At 56.8% G+C, this 14,829-nt stretch carries 26 protein-coding genes; 6 read left to right on the forward strand and 20 right to left on the reverse strand.

Annotation, left to right across the window (positions count from 1 at the left end; translation table 11 throughout):
• Positions 1 to 15: 15 nt before the first annotated feature.
• The 8 genes from WHJ28_RS05790 to WHJ28_RS05825 form a co-directional block, all read right to left on the reverse strand.
• Positions 16 to 324 (reverse strand): ribbon-helix-helix domain-containing protein, encoded by a 309-nt coding sequence (locus WHJ28_RS05790; RefSeq protein WP_340040541.1) that lies wholly within the window; start codon positions 322 to 324, stop codon positions 16 to 18.
• Entirely contained in the window at positions 312 to 2,057 is a 1,746-nt protein-coding gene (locus WHJ28_RS05795) for a terminase large subunit (protein WP_340040543.1), read from the reverse strand. The genes WHJ28_RS05790 and WHJ28_RS05795 overlap by 13 nt, the downstream gene beginning before the upstream one ends.
• A complete protein-coding gene (locus WHJ28_RS05800; RefSeq protein WP_340040545.1) occupies positions 2,050 to 2,535 on the reverse strand; it encodes a phage terminase small subunit P27 family in 486 nt (161 codons plus the stop codon). Before WHJ28_RS05800 ends, WHJ28_RS05795 begins: the two co-directional genes overlap by 8 nt.
• 21 nt (positions 2,536 to 2,556) lie before the next feature.
• A complete protein-coding gene (locus WHJ28_RS05805) occupies positions 2,557 to 3,243 on the reverse strand; it encodes a DNA-methyltransferase (RefSeq protein WP_340040547.1) in 687 nt (228 codons plus the stop codon).
• A 261-nt stretch (positions 3,244 to 3,504) separates the two neighbouring features.
• Positions 3,505 to 3,870, reverse strand: a complete 366-nt coding sequence (locus WHJ28_RS05810) for a DUF8602 domain-containing protein (protein ID WP_340040931.1) — start codon at positions 3,868 to 3,870, stop codon at positions 3,505 to 3,507.
• A 64-nt stretch (positions 3,871 to 3,934) separates the two neighbouring features.
• A complete protein-coding gene (locus WHJ28_RS05815) occupies positions 3,935 to 4,126 on the reverse strand; it encodes a cysteine-rich KTR domain-containing protein (RefSeq protein ID WP_340040933.1) in 192 nt (63 codons plus the stop codon).
• Between the two features lie 41 nt (positions 4,127 to 4,167).
• A complete protein-coding gene (locus tag WHJ28_RS05820; RefSeq protein ID WP_340040549.1) occupies positions 4,168 to 4,962 on the reverse strand; it encodes a rolling circle replication-associated protein in 795 nt (264 codons plus the stop codon).
• Positions 4,962 to 5,165 carry a hypothetical protein gene (locus WHJ28_RS05825; RefSeq protein ID WP_340040551.1) on the reverse strand — a complete coding sequence of 68 codons (204 nt, stop codon included), beginning with the start codon at positions 5,163 to 5,165 and terminating at the stop codon, positions 4,962 to 4,964. Before WHJ28_RS05825 ends, WHJ28_RS05820 begins: the two co-directional genes overlap by 1 nt.
• 86 nt (positions 5,166 to 5,251) lie before the next feature.
• Between WHJ28_RS05825 and WHJ28_RS05830 the strand changes: the two genes are divergently transcribed.
• Positions 5,252 to 5,425 carry a type II toxin-antitoxin system HicA family toxin gene (locus tag WHJ28_RS05830; protein WP_340040553.1) on the forward strand — a complete coding sequence of 58 codons (174 nt, stop codon included), beginning with the start codon at positions 5,252 to 5,254 and terminating at the stop codon, positions 5,423 to 5,425.
• A gap of 35 nt (positions 5,426 to 5,460) precedes the next feature.
• On the forward strand, positions 5,461 to 5,850 hold the full coding sequence (locus tag WHJ28_RS05835; protein ID WP_340040555.1) for a type II toxin-antitoxin system HicB family antitoxin: 390 nt from the start codon (positions 5,461 to 5,463) through the stop codon (positions 5,848 to 5,850).
• A gap of 418 nt (positions 5,851 to 6,268) precedes the next feature.
• On the opposite strand, the gene WHJ28_RS05840 is transcribed toward WHJ28_RS05835, so the two are convergent.
• From WHJ28_RS05840 to WHJ28_RS05890, 11 genes are all read right to left on the reverse strand, one after another.
• The gene (locus WHJ28_RS05840; protein WP_340040557.1) at positions 6,269 to 6,463 is read right to left on the reverse strand and encodes a hypothetical protein; all 195 of its coding nucleotides are present in this window, start codon (positions 6,461 to 6,463) and stop codon (positions 6,269 to 6,271) included.
• The gene (locus WHJ28_RS05845; protein WP_340040559.1) at positions 6,447 to 6,863 is read right to left on the reverse strand and encodes a hypothetical protein; all 417 of its coding nucleotides are present in this window, start codon (positions 6,861 to 6,863) and stop codon (positions 6,447 to 6,449) included. The genes WHJ28_RS05840 and WHJ28_RS05845 overlap by 17 nt, the downstream gene beginning before the upstream one ends.
• Positions 6,856 to 7,218: a hypothetical protein gene (locus WHJ28_RS05850; RefSeq protein ID WP_340040561.1), complete on the reverse strand. Its 363-nt coding sequence runs from the start codon at positions 7,216 to 7,218 to the stop codon at positions 6,856 to 6,858. Before WHJ28_RS05850 ends, WHJ28_RS05845 begins: the two co-directional genes overlap by 8 nt.
• Positions 7,215 to 8,291 (reverse strand): AAA family ATPase, encoded by a 1,077-nt coding sequence (locus tag WHJ28_RS05855; RefSeq protein ID WP_340040563.1) that lies wholly within the window; start codon positions 8,289 to 8,291, stop codon positions 7,215 to 7,217. Before WHJ28_RS05855 ends, WHJ28_RS05850 begins: the two co-directional genes overlap by 4 nt.
• Before the next feature lie 13 nt (positions 8,292 to 8,304).
• Entirely contained in the window at positions 8,305 to 8,505 is a 201-nt protein-coding gene (locus WHJ28_RS05860; RefSeq protein ID WP_340040565.1) for a hypothetical protein, read from the reverse strand.
• Entirely contained in the window at positions 8,502 to 9,974 is a 1,473-nt protein-coding gene (locus WHJ28_RS05865; RefSeq protein WP_340040567.1) for an AAA family ATPase, read from the reverse strand. The genes WHJ28_RS05860 and WHJ28_RS05865 overlap by 4 nt, the downstream gene beginning before the upstream one ends.
• Positions 9,964 to 10,776: a phage replication initiator YdaU family protein gene (locus WHJ28_RS05870; protein WP_340040569.1), complete on the reverse strand. Its 813-nt coding sequence runs from the start codon at positions 10,774 to 10,776 to the stop codon at positions 9,964 to 9,966. Before WHJ28_RS05870 ends, WHJ28_RS05865 begins: the two co-directional genes overlap by 11 nt.
• 132 nt (positions 10,777 to 10,908) lie before the next feature.
• The gene (locus WHJ28_RS05875; RefSeq protein WP_087331195.1) at positions 10,909 to 11,142 is read right to left on the reverse strand and encodes a helix-turn-helix transcriptional regulator; all 234 of its coding nucleotides are present in this window, start codon (positions 11,140 to 11,142) and stop codon (positions 10,909 to 10,911) included.
• Positions 11,143 to 11,159: 17 nt separating this feature from the next.
• Entirely contained in the window at positions 11,160 to 11,606 is a 447-nt protein-coding gene (locus WHJ28_RS05880; protein ID WP_340040574.1) for a helix-turn-helix domain-containing protein, read from the reverse strand.
• Between the two features lie 293 nt (positions 11,607 to 11,899).
• Positions 11,900 to 12,043, reverse strand: coding sequence for a hypothetical protein (locus tag WHJ28_RS05885; RefSeq protein ID WP_340040576.1), 144 nt, complete (start codon positions 12,041 to 12,043; stop codon positions 11,900 to 11,902).
• 99 nt (positions 12,044 to 12,142) lie between these two features.
• A complete protein-coding gene (locus WHJ28_RS05890) occupies positions 12,143 to 12,358 on the reverse strand; it encodes a helix-turn-helix transcriptional regulator (RefSeq protein WP_242959436.1) in 216 nt (71 codons plus the stop codon).
• An 89-nt stretch (positions 12,359 to 12,447) separates the two neighbouring features.
• On the opposite strand from WHJ28_RS05890, the gene WHJ28_RS05895 reads away from it, so the two are divergent.
• Positions 12,448 to 12,840 (forward strand): DUF2513 domain-containing protein, encoded by a 393-nt coding sequence (locus WHJ28_RS05895; RefSeq protein ID WP_340040579.1) that lies wholly within the window; start codon positions 12,448 to 12,450, stop codon positions 12,838 to 12,840.
• A gap of 262 nt (positions 12,841 to 13,102) precedes the next feature.
• The gene (locus WHJ28_RS05900; RefSeq protein WP_340040581.1) at positions 13,103 to 13,282 is read left to right on the forward strand and encodes a hypothetical protein; all 180 of its coding nucleotides are present in this window, start codon (positions 13,103 to 13,105) and stop codon (positions 13,280 to 13,282) included.
• Here WHJ28_RS05900 and WHJ28_RS05905 read toward each other — a convergent pair.
• Positions 13,270 to 13,443, reverse strand: coding sequence for a hypothetical protein (locus WHJ28_RS05905; RefSeq protein WP_340040583.1), 174 nt, complete (start codon positions 13,441 to 13,443; stop codon positions 13,270 to 13,272). The two genes, WHJ28_RS05900 and WHJ28_RS05905, sit on opposite strands and share 13 nt — an antisense overlap.
• 168 nt (positions 13,444 to 13,611) lie before the next feature.
• On the opposite strand from WHJ28_RS05905, the gene WHJ28_RS05910 reads away from it, so the two are divergent.
• Positions 13,612 to 14,217, forward strand: a complete 606-nt coding sequence (locus tag WHJ28_RS05910) for a LexA family protein (RefSeq protein WP_340040935.1) — start codon at positions 13,612 to 13,614, stop codon at positions 14,215 to 14,217.
• Positions 14,218 to 14,219: 2 nt separating this feature from the next.
• The gene (locus WHJ28_RS05915) at positions 14,220 to 14,789 is read left to right on the forward strand and encodes an HIRAN domain-containing protein (RefSeq protein WP_340040585.1); all 570 of its coding nucleotides are present in this window, start codon (positions 14,220 to 14,222) and stop codon (positions 14,787 to 14,789) included.
• Positions 14,790 to 14,829 lie beyond the last annotated feature (40 nt).

Genomic DNA, 14,829 nt, shown 5'->3' on the forward strand with positions numbered 1-14,829 from the left:
GGTGCCGGGCTGTTTCTATTTTTTTAGTTTTCCGTGCTGTTCTTGGATTCCTTCACGGACTATCTCCGAACGGCTTTTCCCTTTCACTTCGCAGCACTCGTCAAGTTGTGTCAAAGTTTCTTGGTCTAACCGTACACGGAGCATATAGTCTTTTGGATTCTCAGAAGTAGGACGGCCTTTCTTTGCAACCACCTGTTCACCGCCTTTCTTGTTGCTACAATAAACATATATTGTTGCTACAAGAAAATCAAGAGGTTTTGAAAAAATTTCCGTTGTCTGCAATATGAACTTTTCAAGGTGCAATTTTATCCTCACAGAGACCATGAAGGGTCTGAGACGTGTTGGTTGATATCCGGCCCCACCGGCATTCGGATCAATGCCGTGGCCATGGCGATGATCCAGGCCACCGTCATATCAATGCGGTTTGTGCTTCGGTTCTTCAGCGGCCGGATGTTTTCGTTGGCGTCCACGTAGCACCGCACGCCCCCAAAGCAGAACCTGGCGCAGGTATTGTGCTCATGGAGCAGCTCATGGGCACGCATCAGCCGCTCCAGCTCCTTCATGGCCGGGGACAGTTCCTTGATGGTCTGTGGGATCTCCACCACGTTGATGCCCCTGTCCATAAGCCGCTGAGTCAGGGTGCGGCTCAGATAGGGGTCCACCCCCAGCGTGTCCAGGTTGAATGCGCCGGCGCACCAGGCCACCGTCTGCTCAATCATGGAGAAGTCCACCATATCCCCGGGGCACAGGGTGATAAACTCCGCTCTGGCCCAGTCCCGGTAGGGCACATGGTCCCGCTGCTCGGCCTCCAGCACACCCTCCTCCGGCCGCCAAGCCCAGAACAAGGTCACCCAGGTATCCAGCCCCTCCTGGGGCGGGAACAGCAGGGTCAGTGCCGTCAGGTCGGTGGTGGTGGACAGATCCAGCCCGCCGAAGCACTTTTTCCCCATCAGGTAATCCCGAACAGCCTGCCGCCGGTCTGTGACCTTCAGGCTCTGCCACTCCTCCCGGTTCCACTGGGTCTTGTCGTACAGCCCCAGAGGCAGCCAGCCCACCGATTTGGTGGCGATCCACTGGTTGAGCCGCAGCCACCGGAAGAGCCGTTCCGCCGCCTCGCTCTGTTTGGCGGCCCTGGCCTCCCGTCGGAAGTCTCGCAGCTTCAGGTTGTGACCCAGGCCCGGGTTACAGGCATACCACACAGCCTCGTCGTAGATATCCAGCTCCGCTATCCTGTCCGGATCGTCACCGGTGAGGACAGAGACGCCATACATGATGGGGCACCAGGCCGGGTCGTCGGCATCCAGCTCCCGCTCAGGCTCCCCCCGCCGCCAGGCCAGGATGCGCCGGCACTTCTCATGGATCTCCCAGCCGATGCTCTTCCGGTCCGGGTCGTCGCCGGCGGTGGTGAGGACGATGACCGCCTGCTGCCGCCGGGCGGCATCGGAGCCTGCGGTGAGCACGTCCCACAGCCGCCGGTTGGGCTGGGCGTGCAGCTCGTCGAAGATAATGGCGCTGAAGGAGTAGCCGTGCTTGGTCTCGGCGTCGGCGGAGTACACCTTCAGCACGCCGCCGTACCTGGTGTGGATCTCCCCCTTGGAATCCACCGCCCAGGCGATGGGGTCGTGCTCAGGCTGGCCCAGGCAGGTATGCTCCACCATGTATTTGGCAGCCTCGTACACCTGGGCGGCGTTTTCCTTGTCGGAGGAGAAAATGCCAACTTTGGGCCGCTTCTCCCCGTCCCACAGCAGATGGTACATCCCAAGACCGGCGGAAAACTCTGTCTTGCCGTTCTTCTTGGGCAGCTCGTCATAGAGGAAACGCCGGTACCGGCTCCAGCTGCCGTCCTCGTCCTGCTCCTGGACTCCGTAGAAGCTGCGGATGGCGTCCAGCTCCCAGTCCAACAGCTGGAAAGGCTCTCCCGCCCATTCGTTGGAGCCAAAGCACAGCAGGGAGAAGAAGTCCAGCACGTCCTGCACCGCCTGCTCGCTGTACCGCAGCATGGCGCCGTCGTCCGGGGCGCACACCGTCACCGGTCCCAGTTGGAGCAACTCAGGCACGGCGCATCCGCTCCTCCATCATCTGCTCAAAGGGGTTTTTCTCCTTCTTCTTTGCCCCCTCAGGCAGCACCAGACGGCACCGGCTTGTGATGGTCATGCCCATATCGTTGGCGCAGGCCCTGGCCTGCTTGAAGCAGGTGTTCTGGATCTTGGTCCACTTCTCCGCCAGGGCGGAGTTTTTTGCCGCCAGGGCCTCCCCTGCCATCTTGCAGACCTGGGCATACTGGGCCTGGGCCACCACATAGCGCCCCAGGGTATCCCGGTCCAGTTGAGCCGCCCCTATATCGGTAGCCAGCAGCTCTTTGGCCAGGGCCCGGAACTCCTTTCGGTGCTCTTCCGGCAGCCATTTGGGCAAGCGCATGGTTTGGGGCTTGGGCAGGTTCACCTCCTGGGCGGCCCGCTGGGCCTTCTCGCTTTTGCTCAGGTGCTTCCGGCCGTTCCCCTCCAGCACAGCCAGGCGTTGTCTCGGTCCAGGCATACAGTCCCCCCTTTCTTCCATTCATGTGGCGGGGCCAGCCCACTCCGCCACCCGGGTTCTGGCCGTCTCAAAATAACCCCGATCCAGTTCAAAGCCCACAAAGCGCCGGCCGGCATTCAGGCAGGCCATGGCTGTGGAACCACTTCCCATACAGTTGTCCAGCACTAAATCTCCTGGGTCGGTGTAGGTCCGTACCAGATACTCCAGCAACGCGACCGGTTTTTGGGTAGGGTGAAAGCGATGTTCCTTCCGGTTGGGAAAGCGGAGTACAGAGCGCGGATAGTTGGTAAAACGCTGCACACTTTCCTTGCCCATGTGGCGATAGACACCGCCCTTGCGTTCGCCACGCCGCACCACCGGGCGTTCCAACGGGATCAGCCCCTGGGGGTGATATTTGGGCAAACGCTGATAAAAGACCAACATTAACTCGTGGGAGCGCATAGGCATCCGGTTTGCATTTGCATAGCCCACGGGGGAGTTCTTTTCCCATACCAGGTCATACCGGAAGAGCTTCCGGGCGCTGTTGATGAGATCGGTGGCAAAAGGCTGGGCCGCAAAGAGCACCAGCGCCCCCCGTGGTTTCAGCACCCGTCGGTAATGTTCCCATAGGGGCTGAAACGGGATCACTGTATCCCACGCACAGTTGGTGGTACCGTAGGGCAGGTCACACAGGACCAGATCCACACTTCCGGTTTCCACACGGCTCATACCTACCAAGCAGTCACAGTTATGCAGTCGAATCTGACGGTTGCGATTGATGTTACTTCCTCCTCTCCAGACCCAGCTAGGTGGCCCTATTTCTCCGTGGGGAGAAAATCCCACACGAAGGGGGCCGCACGGTCTTACACACTTGGTCCTGAAACTTTTCCAGGCCGGGGGGAGGGGCTGGCAAGCCACAGGCTTGCCGTGGGCGCACAGGCACACAACGCGCCCACACACACGCGCCCAAGCCTTCCTCCGGTATGGTCCTTAACGCCTTGTCTTTTCCCGCCGTTTTTCCGCCTGTTCCAGCGCCGTTTTACGATCATGGCAGCGCTTACACAGGCTCTGGAGATTGGACCTGTCGATGAACCTGGCCCAGTCCCCACAGTGGGGCTCCACATGATCCACCACCGTGGCCCGGGTGCGGATGCCACGCTTGGCACACTCCCGGCACCAGGGCTCGGCCAGGATCTGGGTAGGCCGCAGGTCGTCGGTCCAGACGGGCAGGCTGTACCAGGCGTGCCACTCCGCCGACGCCTTTCTGGCCGCCGACTTGGGTTTATGCCTGTCACAGTACCCCTCCCGGGTGAGGGCGGAGCACCCTGGGTGCCTGCATGGTCGGAGGGGCTTCATGGCCACGGGCTATCACCTCCGGGCAAAACAAAAAGCCAGAGCCCGACCACATCCCACGCTGGGATCATGTCGGGCTCTGGCTTTCAAAGCACTGGCCTCTGTCGATGTCTACCGTCACGGTGCGCTTGCAGTTGCGGCAGTAGACGATTAAGTTTTGCGCTGCCGTGTCCATCTCCACCCGGAGCAGACGCTTGCGGCAGCCAGGACAGATTAGCCATCCATCCTTCACGATTAGTTTACCACATTCACGTTCCACTTTCAACTTTTTCACTCACTTTCTATGGGCTTTTTTACTTGTTACACCTGGTTTCCAGACCGAATAAAGACGCGAGGGCTATCTGGTTGTCGCTTGCGCGGTGGCCTGGTTCCTTTTCTCTCCTTTCTCACTGGCAAATAGTATTTGATATAGGTAAATACCCCGAACTCGTTCTCCACCGGCGGCGGCGAGCTGAGGATGATAGCGCCCGGCGGCGCCGCTACCGTGATGTTATCCTTGACGATTTCACTCTCCACTTTGGGCTTCTTCAGCCCGATGGAGGACGCCCAGGTCCGTGTGCCGCTTTCCGGCTTGCCGCACTCCCGTGGCTCCTTGGTCAGGTACTTGGCCAGGGCCTCGTAGCCCTCCCACAGATCCAACGTCTCCAGCTCCACCTCTCCGTAAGGCCACAGGGAGCGAAGCACCTCCAGGTCCGCCCCGGTGCCATTGAGGATCATGTGGTGGTGGAGCCGCCCACCTTCTGCGCTGAGTTGCTCGGTCACATAGATGTACTTGGTCTCCTGTTCCCTGGCTTTCCGGTGGGCCCGCAGCAGGCGGATCATCTTCTTGAGACGTTTCACTGCCTCCGGTCTGGACACCGGCAGGTGGTCGTCGTCGTAGGTAAAGACCAGATGGAGATCCCGGCGGGTAAAGTTGGCGGCCAGCTCCACCTCCAGCTTCTGCCACGATCGCTTCAGGTTCATCCGTTCCTGGGCGGCGGAGGAGATCTCCCGCAGGGCCTGCCGCTCTCGGTCAGAGCTGCGGGGCGTCGGGATAGTGTAGCAGCCCACGATCACCAGCCGCCCGGCGGTGATGGTCTTAATCCGTTTGGCCATCACCGCACCTCTTTAAAGCGGTTAATGTAGTGAGTCATCCAGACTTCCTTCGGCTGGCGCAGGGAGAGCATTCGATCCCGCACCAGCTTGTCCATCACCCGCCCGATGCTGGGCTGCCCGTCCATCTGGGCCAGCTTCTCCAAGTTGGCGGCTGTTTGGGCCGTGACCACCGCAGAGATTCGTCGCAAATTTTTTCGATTCATACTAATCCTTCTTTCCTGTTTTTCTATTTTCCCTCTTGACAAATGCGCATTAAATGCGTATAATATACTTGTAAGGAGGAGATACAATGAAGCGCAGGGACTTAATAAAGCGCCTAAAAGCAAATGGATGGTGGCTCCTCCGCTCAGGCAATAACCACGACATCTACACCAACGGCAAAGCGTCTGAACCTATCCCCCGGCACAACGAAGTCAAAGAACAGTTAGCAGCAGCCATCATCCGGCGGCAGGGGCTGAAATAAGCCCCTCGCCGCCACCAAAAAGGAGGTTTATATAGATGAAGCAAGTTTATCCCGTGATCCTTCATCCGGAGGCAGAGGGTGGATTTTCTGTGTCCGTACCAGACCTGAACATCGGCACTCAGGGAGAAACCGTAGCAGAATGTATTGACATGGCCCGGGACGCTATTGGATTGTGGGGCATCTGTGAGCAGGATGCAGGACGGGCTATCCCTGAGCCGTCCGGGCTGTCCCCTGCCCATGCGGAGGGTGAACTGGTCACCCTGGTAGACATTGATTTTGACGCATACCGTCGGGCTCACGATATGCGAACGATCCGAAAAAACGTTACCATTCCCAGCTATCTGAACGATCTGGCCGAACGCGCCGGTGTCAACTTCTCCCAAGTCCTCCAGGATGGGCTGAAGCAGCGCCTTGGCGTACAGTAACCAAAGATTAGGCCCAGGCCGCCCTTATACAGGGCGGCCTTATTTTTTGATATTTCCCAATAGCTTCGGCTCTCTGCCGGACGCCCCACTTCTCCTACCACTACCCCGCGTAGGAACGCAGACCTTCGGATCAGCAGGGCCCCCGGCCAAAAAGAAAGAGCGAGGTCCGGGTGAGTGAGCGCTCTCACCCGGCAGAGAGCCGGAACACCGTCACCGCCTGGAGAGCGCCAAAAAATAGGACCACTTTCTGTCCTTGAGTGTCTTGCACCGGCGGTTGCCACAGTTATACAAAACGCCCACCCTTCCAGGCCCCTCCACGTCAAAACTCTTCCCTACGCATCTTTTAGTCGGCTCCCGGCATGTATGGCAGTCCGGAGACATCAGGAAGTCTTCCTCTGTCAAATCCACGATGTTTTTCTCATCCATCCGCTTCATCACAGATACTGTCCAACAGTTTCAGAGCTTCCTGTAATCCACACAAGAACTGAAACAAATCCCGGGCATCATCATTGGAAAAGTCATCGTCCTGGGCTGCTTCCGCATCCTGATATTCGTCAGCCGCCTCATCGATGCGCTCTTGCAGCTTCACCCGATAGTCACTTAATCTGTCCAAGCGTAGCCCCCGCTTCCCGTTTCATTTCTGCCAACATGGCCAACTGGTCCTCCAAATAGTGGACCTCCATTCCGGTGACCTTGGACGCCTTCTGACGGAGTTTCTCAAAAGCATACTCCTCATCCACCTCGGTCCGCATTCGCTCCAGCTCATCGGTGTTCTCCTGGAGGGCTGCAAAAAACTTCTGCATTCCCTTCGGTCCATATCCGTAAGCGTCCGAGATGGAGCACACCATCAGCCACATGGCCCGCTGGGTGTGGGCATCGGCCTCTGCCTGCACGGTGGCATCCCTGGCGGCCTTTTCAAGCCCAGCCCGGATGGCCGCCTGCCGGGTCAGCACCTGAGCGTAGTTCACGCCATGGGGCTTGCCTCCCCTGCCCAGTTTTCTGTTTTTACCCATGGGTAGTTTCCTCCATCATTTGATCATATTTGCCAAGGCACTTATCGGCAGCCTTCCAATACCGCCTTTGCTCCTTTGACGCCTGTAGCATGATACTCTCCAGATTTGCCCCCTTTTTGCAAACCTCTCTCGGGATCGAGGAGATAGGAAGTCCCTTATATGGAGACAAAATCGAAGAATACTCCGCCAATGCCTTGGAATATCGCTCCCCTGCTGAATGTGCCTTGTCATTAAATTGCTGATAGCGGCGGAACATAACATCAGGTCCAAAGTGCCTTAGTTCATATTTCAGCTCAAAGGCGTGCTTTTTGATCCACCAGATAAGCTCCTCCTTGGTGGCATCTTCCAATTTCATGCGGCTCCAACCCCCTGCTTTTTTCTCACCGCCCTCTGGGGCAGCTTTGGCGTGCCGTCCTCGTTCCGTTTGCTCCCCGCCCGCAGCCACCGCAGCCAGGTGTCCAGGAACTCCTTGTGGACCTCCCGGGGCTTGGGGCTCCCAGGCAGGGTGTCATTGTGGTAGCCGTGAATCTGCTGGATCTGATTCCCGTTCATCTCAATGGTAACGTAGGGAACCCCAGCTGCTTCGGAGCGCCGCAGGAACAGAATGGTGAGCACCCCTCTGATATGCCGCTCGGCATATCCGCCCACGCAGTGATCCAGCGCCTTACCCTCCCGCTTGATGGCCTGGGCCGTCAACGGGAAGATAATCCGCAGGCCGTCCAGTTCGAACTCATACTTCTCTTTCCGGCTCTTTCCGTCTGCTGCCACCCTCTTACCTTGTGGCTCCGTGTATCGGGCCGCCAGCTCCGCAGTAAGTTTATCGTGAGCAGTGTACAATTGCTCTGGCCACAGCACCTTGCTGTGCTCCATGCAGTAGCCCAACTGATAGGCCGCGTCGATATAGTCCCGGTACACCTCAAATAGGGTGGCATAATATTCCTCCAGGTCAGCCACACCTGTGGAGGAACAGGCATCGGACAGCACCGGGATGATGACGGCGTCGCTGGCCAGGATGGCTGACACGCAGGCAGCCGACAGGTTGGGCGGGCAGTCAATGACCATCACGTCATAGGCCCCATCCTCCTCCAAGGCATCCCGCATATTCATCACCGCGCTGTATGTGTGTGCCCCCTTATCCGCTTCCAGGTCCAACGCCCACAGGTCAGCCGATGCCGGCAGCACATCCAGGCCGGGCACATCGGTCTGCTCCACCAGTTCGTCATAGCAGATACTCAGCCCCCGCAGCAGGGCGCCCAAGCCAGCATACTCACCGGGGGGCAGCAGGATCTGAGTGGCGTTTGCCTGCCCATCGGCATCCACCAACAGCACCCGCAGCCGGCAGCTGGTGGCTAGCACATAAGCCAGATTGACGGCGGTGGTGGTCTTGCCCACCCCGCCCTTTCGATTGACAATGGCGAAGGTTTTCATGCACGAAACACTCCTATCTTTCGTTGATCGGGAAACACTCCCGGATAATTTCACTTCCTACGGAAGCCTCGGCCATATAGGACCGCCGGGCCGGATGGATATAGACAATCCGGCCGGTTACCGAGCGCAGCTTGCGCATTTTGTTGGCCCGCTCGCCGCTGAGTTCATGCTCAAAGGCCGACGGGGTCCAGGTGATCTTCTCGCCTATCCTCATGCGTTTCTTCCTCCAGAGCCTGGACCGCCAGAGTCAGCGCCTGGGCCACCTGCAGGTGATCCGCCGGGAAGCTGCTGGCCCGTGCCAGGGCCTCCCGGCGCAGGATCTCCAGCCGCAGCAGCTGGGCCGCTCTGGCGTTGTCCATGCTGGTCTCCTTTCTCACGGAACGGATCCTCCTCTGTCTCCGGCAGTTCCAGGAACTGCTGGGGCATACTCAAAGCCCACCCATACGCCTTGTTTGGGTTTCCCGTTCCAGACTTATAGAAGCGCTTACTGCTAGCCTCAAAATTCAATCCGATGCTGCGGCCCCGCTCCCCAAAAAATCGATTCTTCAGGATGGTCAGCACACAATCCTGCTGCCGGTCCGGCCTGGATTCCTTCTCCAGCGCATACACGTTGTCGGCCAGGTTGGTCACATCTCCGATGCCGGACACATCGTCCGAGTCGTCGATCCTGTCAGTCTTGCGGGGATGCGCCACCAGATGGACGTGGACTCCGTTGTCATGGGCAAAGGCGGCCAGCTCCGCCACAAACTCCGACTGCGCCCGGTAGAAGTCCCGGTCATTGCCCCGGAACCGTGCGGTCATCAGGTTGTCCACCAGATAGACTTTGGCGCCGTAGCGCCGGTGGGCGTACCGGAACACCCGCAGAATATTGGCTGCATCATGGTAGGTGCTAGTTCCGATATCGTACAGAAGGAAGCGCCCCCTCCACCAGTCGTCGATCAGCCCCTGGACGAAGGGCGTTGGGGATGCGATTTCCCGCCCGCTCATCCGGTCCGTGGTCTTGGATATGTACTGGGGCCCCGCCGCCTGGAGGGAGGCCCAATACTTGAACTTCCAGGCCGGCAACTCTCCAGAGTAGGCGCATACCGGCTGACCCTGGTCGATGGCCTCCAGTAGAAATTGGTCCAGCAGCGTGCTCTTTCCCTCGCCGCGCTTGCCGGTCCACACGGACAGCTCGCCCATGATGGCCCCGCCGGTTGCCCTGTCCAGGTTTGGGATGCCGTAGAGCACCTTGTCCAGCCGTGTCACGTCCGGCTGCCTGACGTCGGCCAGGTCCAGAAGACCGTAGGCTGGGACCTCCACCGTGTCCAGCAGCATCTGGTCCACGGCCTTCAGACCGTAGGTGTCCCGCAGCGCCCGCACCGACGAACACCGCCGAAAGCCCTTGTCCTCCACTGCCAGCAGGATCACGTTGGGCAGTCGGTGGCGCAGTTCCCGCACCATGTTCTCCCGCTTCTGGGGGTCGGCACACACCACCAGCACGTAGCAGAACTTCAGGAAGAATCCCTCGTACCGGCCGATCTGTTCCCAGCCGCCCAGGGTGCGCAGGCACCCGGCGTTGATCTGGACGGCCAGCACGTCCTCGGCGTCGGCGCAGAACCAGAACCCGGTGGGAAGGCTGGGGTCGAGAAAGGCGGGATCGTAAAGCAGCACCTCCCCGATACCGCTCTCCTCACTCCACATGGCGTTCCACCTCCCTCCTGGCCGCTGGGGCTTGTCCTCCCCGCAAGGGGAACACACCCTTCCAGCTGTTGGTCACGGACTCCCGGACGATCTGGAGCTTCAGCTCCCGGGAGCCGTCCGCCAGCTTGTCCAGTTTGTTGAGCAGGGTGGAGATAGCTCTGGGGGAGTCCACCGCCTTCTTGGCGGAGCGCACCTCCATCAGGTCATCCAGGGCCTGGGCCAGTTCCTGATCCTCTCCGGTATATGCGTGGAGCATGGCCTGGACCGTCTGCTTGTCGCCTTTCAGGGGCCTCCGCTCCCCCTTGGGGGGTAAGGGGGGATAATATAACTGGTCAGTAACTGTTTCCTTATTACATTTCCCCGTTTGGTGAAATGGCTGTCCTGGTTTGGTGAAATCCATTTCACCATCAGGTGAAATGGGAAGCGGGGGCCCCTTATCGTCAGAATCGCCCATATCACCATCCGGTGAAGTGGGACAAACAAGGAGCCCATAGGCCTCCAGCACCGGGTCTGTCAGGGCGTACCACACAGTCCGGTCCGTCTTGTCTTGGCTGAAATTCCCGGTGAGCAGCGCCCCGTCCTCCTTCAGCTTGGCCACGATCCGCTCCACCTGCCGCCGGGTCCAGAAGGGGAACAGCTTGGTCAGGGCGTCCAGGGTGTTGTAGGTCCAGGTACGGCCCTCATGGAAGTGCCGCCCATTGGCCTGATTCTTGGCCACCCAGAAGGCCATGGCATGGAGGAAGATTGCCCCGTTGACACCGTGGCGCTGGGCCAGTTCGGCATTGAAATGGTACTCAGTCAAACTTCCCCACCCCCTTGTAAAATCCGGCCATTTGTGGTATTATAATAGTGGTTTTCATGCACGAAACCATTGTTTGGCCTCTCTGTCTGCGCCCACAGACAGGGGGGCCTCTCTTTTTGCCTGTTCTGCATCTCAAACCACCTTCTGCCCTGGCACATAGGTAAAACGGCGGTATGTAGGCTCGGCCTTCGGCTGCACATGGACCCGACATTTCGCCAGATGAGCCTCAACATCCCGCTCATCAAACCGGACAATATGGGGACTGGGCCGGAAATAGGGCAGGTCTCCCGTCTGCATCAGCCGGTCCACCGTGCGGATGCTGCACCCCAGGCGCTGGGCCACCTCCTGCTTGGTCAGTAACGTCATGTCAATCACTCCTTTTGTCAGTCCATTCTGGCGCACCGCAGCTCCAGCGCGGCCTCCACGATCTCCTGTAGATCCTCCATGATGGAGTCAAACTCGGCCCGCTCGCCGGTGTCGATAACATTGTCCTCGGTGATCCTCAGCAGCCGTCGGTCTGCATGAGACTCTGCAAAGGCGAAGATGCGGTTGGTCAACTTGGCGCTGGCCTCCAGCACGGACCTTGGCCGTATCTCCGGCACCACGCTGCTGTACAGGCCATTCGTTTCCCGCAGGTGCTGGAAAGCCAGGTGCTGGGCGTTGTACAGGATCACCATCAGCTCCACTACCTCATTGGGAGGTACCCTCTGGCCGGTTTCATAAGCACGTACACTTTCCACAGATATTCCCAGCCGTTCTGCTGCCGCTTCCTGCGTCAGTCCGGCTGCCTTGCGGCAGGTCTTATAGATGTTCCGGTATTCCTCCGGCATGGTTATCTCCTCCTCTTTAGGGTAAAATGGTTATAAGATCAGCTGGCCTCCCGCTCTTCCGGCCTGGCCCGGCCATAGAGGGCGTCAAATGGCGATATCTTGCTCCCCACCACTGTCCGTGGTAAAATGTGGGCGGTAGAAGGGAGGTGAAACCATGAACATAACAGATGTCAAAGAAGTTGATACCCTAAGGGACCATAAAACAGTAAACGAGCTTCTTCATTCTGGGAAATGGATTCTTCTCAACGTTGCTAATGGGACATACCCCGAAGACGGAATGGCTTATATCCTGTTCACTGTTGGGCGAGTACTTGAGTGACTGCCACCATAGCATTCGTTAAGGCAATTAGCTCTCTGTTATCCTCTGTTTCCGTAGAACGCTCGGAAAGTAGCTGCAACTGCTTTTCGAGCGTTTCTTTTATCTTGTTATCATCCACCCCGCTCACCTCCTTTCTCAACTTGCGGCATCATTTCCACACTCGGACATCTCCCGGCATGGTTATCTCCTCCTCTTCGGGGTAAAATGGATTTGGGGATCAGCTGGCGTCCCGTACTGTCTGGCTGGGGAGCTTACGCCCCACAAGGGTATCCAGCGAAACCCTGAAAAAGTCTGCCAGAATCAGCGCCGTTGACAGAGACGGTGTCCGCTTTCCCTTCTCCAACTGACATACCAGAGCGGGAGAGAGCCGTGTTGCCCTGGCCAGCTCCAGCTGGGACAAGCCCATTTGCTCCCGCAACTCTCTGATCTTCACGTTTTCCCTCCCCTCCTGTTGTTCTTTAACCGCTTATGTGGTATGATTTACAAATAGCAAATCACCATATCTGCAAAGGATGGATTGCAATGCGACTAAACCCTGACTGTGTCCGTGAAGTACTTCTCGCAATAGAAGACGCTGCACTTGGTGATCATATTTCTCCTGCGACGCTTCATCGTTCCTTGTCCCAATATACGGAAGAAGAAATCGAATACACCTGCCTTATCCTGAGTGACGGCAACTTTTTGCAAGTTATGACCATTCAACTGCCGGGACAGGAAATGCCAGGCGTTAAGTCAATCATTCGATTGACGTTCCAGGGCCATGAATTTATTGCAAAAATCCGTGACCCAGAACGCTGGCCAAAACTTAAAAAAGCTGTTTCCACAGTGCGGGATTACTCCCTGTCTGCCCTGAATGCCATCGCTGACGGTGCATCTGCTGCCGCCATCAGTACTTTGGTTTTCGGCCAGGCCTAAAAATCTCATCAATCACTTTTCGGGTATTCGCATGAATCTCTTTGTCTGTTGGAAGAGGATATCCTCGATCTCTCCAACAGTACAGGATCGTTTTGATTGTCACCCTGGAAAAGAACAAACAAACAGCGCAGACAACCGTGGTAATGCCCAAAATCGCAGTCAGCATCGCATCTCCCCCCTTCCTGCTTGCCGGTAAACCTGTGGTTTGCTATGGGTTAATGGTGATTCTTTAAATTCCTCCCAACGAAAGGAGGTGAGGAAAATGTTTTGCCCGTTTATCAACGGCGAGTGCCGTGAAGATTGTACCTTCCGGCACCTTGCAAGAGCCAGTACAGGAGGCATGATAAGCAATACCTCTCTGTGTGCCTTGGCTATTGCAGCAGATCAGCTGGATCAGTACATCCTGATGCGGATTATGGAAGCCGAGGATCAGAACTCGTAATCCAGGCCGGGGACAAACTGCACTGCTGCGGTCCCTTCAATGGTCCTTCCACATCGGAGCAAAATGGCCTTGGCCTGCCGCACAGTGCAGTTTTCCTGCTCCAGCAGGTGGATGATCTTATCATGAATCTCCGTCTGCTTTTCAAAAGTCAGTTCTTCCACCGCCGCTCACCCCCTTCCTGCTTTCTAGTAAACCTGTGGTTTGCTACGGGTTAATCATAATTCTTCAATTTCAGATTGTCAATAAATTATCGTCATTTTCAGACTATTTGTCTGATATTACAGATTCTTTTTATAAAGGAGCAATGCCCCTTGGATGTCAAAGGATTTGTGCAAAACATCAAACTCTATTGTGACAAAAAAGGTATCAAGCCTACTGTAGCCTGCAAAGAGAGCGGAGCCGGAAAAGATCTGATAAATCAGATTGAGCGACGTGGCAGTATGCCATCAATCGAGAAAGTACAGATGTTGGCTGACTACCTGGGGGTGACAACCAGCGAATTGCTGGGTGAGGCACTTGGCAGTTCACCCTCCGGCGTCCGCATCCCCGTCCTCGGCACCATTCCCGCCGGCATCCCCCTGGACGCCATAGAGGATATCCTGGACTGGGAGGAGATCCCGGCAGCCTGGGCCACCGGCGACCGCCAGTATTTTGGCCTGCGTGTCAGGGGAGACAGTATGTACCCCCGCTATCTGGACGGGGATACCGTGATCCTGCAAAAAGAAACGACCTGCGAGAGCGGTGATGACTGCGCCGTTTTGGTCAACGGCTCAGAAGCCACTCTTAAGCAGGTCATGATCAAAGGGGACGGCAGCCTGGAGCTGCGCCCCACCAATCCAGCTTATCCTCCGCGCACCTACTCCCCCGCTGAGATCGAGTCCATCCCGGTCCAGATCATCGGCGTGGTGGTAGAACTCCGGCGAAAGATAAAATAAAGGTGTCCAAGTTGGACACTTTTGGGAGCGTGAATTTAATGGGTTTTTTCTCATTTATCTTCGGTGGCGGTTCATCTAGCTCTGGAATGGAATATGTTAATAAGTACCGCCCATTGATGCTCAACATTGTTGCTGGCGATATGCCGAAAACAGATACAAAAGGAAATAAAATCTCAAATATAACCAGAATTAACATATCTGGTACAACCCATCAGCACTTGAACTCAAACCCAAGAAAGGAAATCAAGCGATTAAAGGCCGGACAGCTCCTTGTACTTGTACCTGATCCAGATAATGAACACGACCATGAAGCCGTTCGGGTAATGACAACCTACGGCAAGCAAATTGGCTGGATTCCAAAAAACTATCCAGACAAAGCGCTCATTTTTAAAAGGCTTATGGAGCAGTATGAGCTTTTTTGCTGTATCTATGATTGTGGCATTTCAAAGTCTGATATACCTTGGTGCGAAATTACGATTGTTACATATGGCACCCCATTTGATCCAAGTCTGGAAGAAAAAAGCCCAAATTCTTACTCAACATTTATGCTCAAAATGAAAGGCCGCATTTAAGTTAAAAAGCCGGGGCTCACGCCCCGGCCTCTTAAAACGC

The organism is Flavonifractor porci, assembly GCF_037572415.1.
Taxonomy (GTDB): Bacteria; Bacillota; Clostridia; order Oscillospirales; family Oscillospiraceae; genus Flavonifractor; species Flavonifractor porci.

What these genes read in the sequence shown, in the direction of transcription:
- WHJ28_RS05790 (WP_340040541.1), bottom strand. Translation starts at nt 324, where the DNA reads ATGGTCTCTGTGAGGATAAAATTGCACCTTGAAAAGTTCATATTGCAG.
- WHJ28_RS05800 (WP_340040545.1), bottom strand. Translation starts at nt 2,535, where the DNA reads ATGCCTGGACCGAGACAACGCCTGGCTGTGCTGGAGGGGAACGGCCGG.
- WHJ28_RS05805 (WP_340040547.1), bottom strand. Translation starts at nt 3,243, where the DNA reads ATGAGCCGTGTGGAAACCGGAAGTGTGGATCTGGTCCTGTGTGACCTG.
- WHJ28_RS05810 (WP_340040931.1), bottom strand. Translation starts at nt 3,870, where the DNA reads ATGAAGCCCCTCCGACCATGCAGGCACCCAGGGTGCTCCGCCCTCACC.
- WHJ28_RS05820 (WP_340040549.1), bottom strand. Translation starts at nt 4,962, where the DNA reads ATGGCCAAACGGATTAAGACCATCACCGCCGGGCGGCTGGTGATCGTG.
- WHJ28_RS05825 (WP_340040551.1), bottom strand. Translation starts at nt 5,165, where the DNA reads ATGAATCGAAAAAATTTGCGACGAATCTCTGCGGTGGTCACGGCCCAA.
- WHJ28_RS05830 (WP_340040553.1), top strand. Translation starts at nt 5,252, where the DNA reads ATGAAGCGCAGGGACTTAATAAAGCGCCTAAAAGCAAATGGATGGTGG.
- WHJ28_RS05835 (WP_340040555.1), top strand. Translation starts at nt 5,461, where the DNA reads ATGAAGCAAGTTTATCCCGTGATCCTTCATCCGGAGGCAGAGGGTGGA.
- WHJ28_RS05845 (WP_340040559.1), bottom strand. Translation starts at nt 6,863, where the DNA reads ATGGGTAAAAACAGAAAACTGGGCAGGGGAGGCAAGCCCCATGGCGTG.
- WHJ28_RS05850 (WP_340040561.1), bottom strand. Translation starts at nt 7,218, where the DNA reads ATGAAATTGGAAGATGCCACCAAGGAGGAGCTTATCTGGTGGATCAAA.
- WHJ28_RS05855 (WP_340040563.1), bottom strand. Translation starts at nt 8,291, where the DNA reads ATGAAAACCTTCGCCATTGTCAATCGAAAGGGCGGGGTGGGCAAGACC.
- WHJ28_RS05860 (WP_340040565.1), bottom strand. Translation starts at nt 8,505, where the DNA reads ATGAGGATAGGCGAGAAGATCACCTGGACCCCGTCGGCCTTTGAGCAT.
- WHJ28_RS05865 (WP_340040567.1), bottom strand. Translation starts at nt 9,974, where the DNA reads ATGTGGAGTGAGGAGAGCGGTATCGGGGAGGTGCTGCTTTACGATCCC.
- WHJ28_RS05875 (WP_087331195.1), bottom strand. Translation starts at nt 11,142, where the DNA reads ATGACGTTACTGACCAAGCAGGAGGTGGCCCAGCGCCTGGGGTGCAGC.
- WHJ28_RS05880 (WP_340040574.1), bottom strand. Translation starts at nt 11,606, where the DNA reads ATGCCGGAGGAATACCGGAACATCTATAAGACCTGCCGCAAGGCAGCC.
- WHJ28_RS05895 (WP_340040579.1), top strand. Translation starts at nt 12,448, where the DNA reads ATGCGACTAAACCCTGACTGTGTCCGTGAAGTACTTCTCGCAATAGAA.
- WHJ28_RS05900 (WP_340040581.1), top strand. Translation starts at nt 13,103, where the DNA reads ATGTTTTGCCCGTTTATCAACGGCGAGTGCCGTGAAGATTGTACCTTC.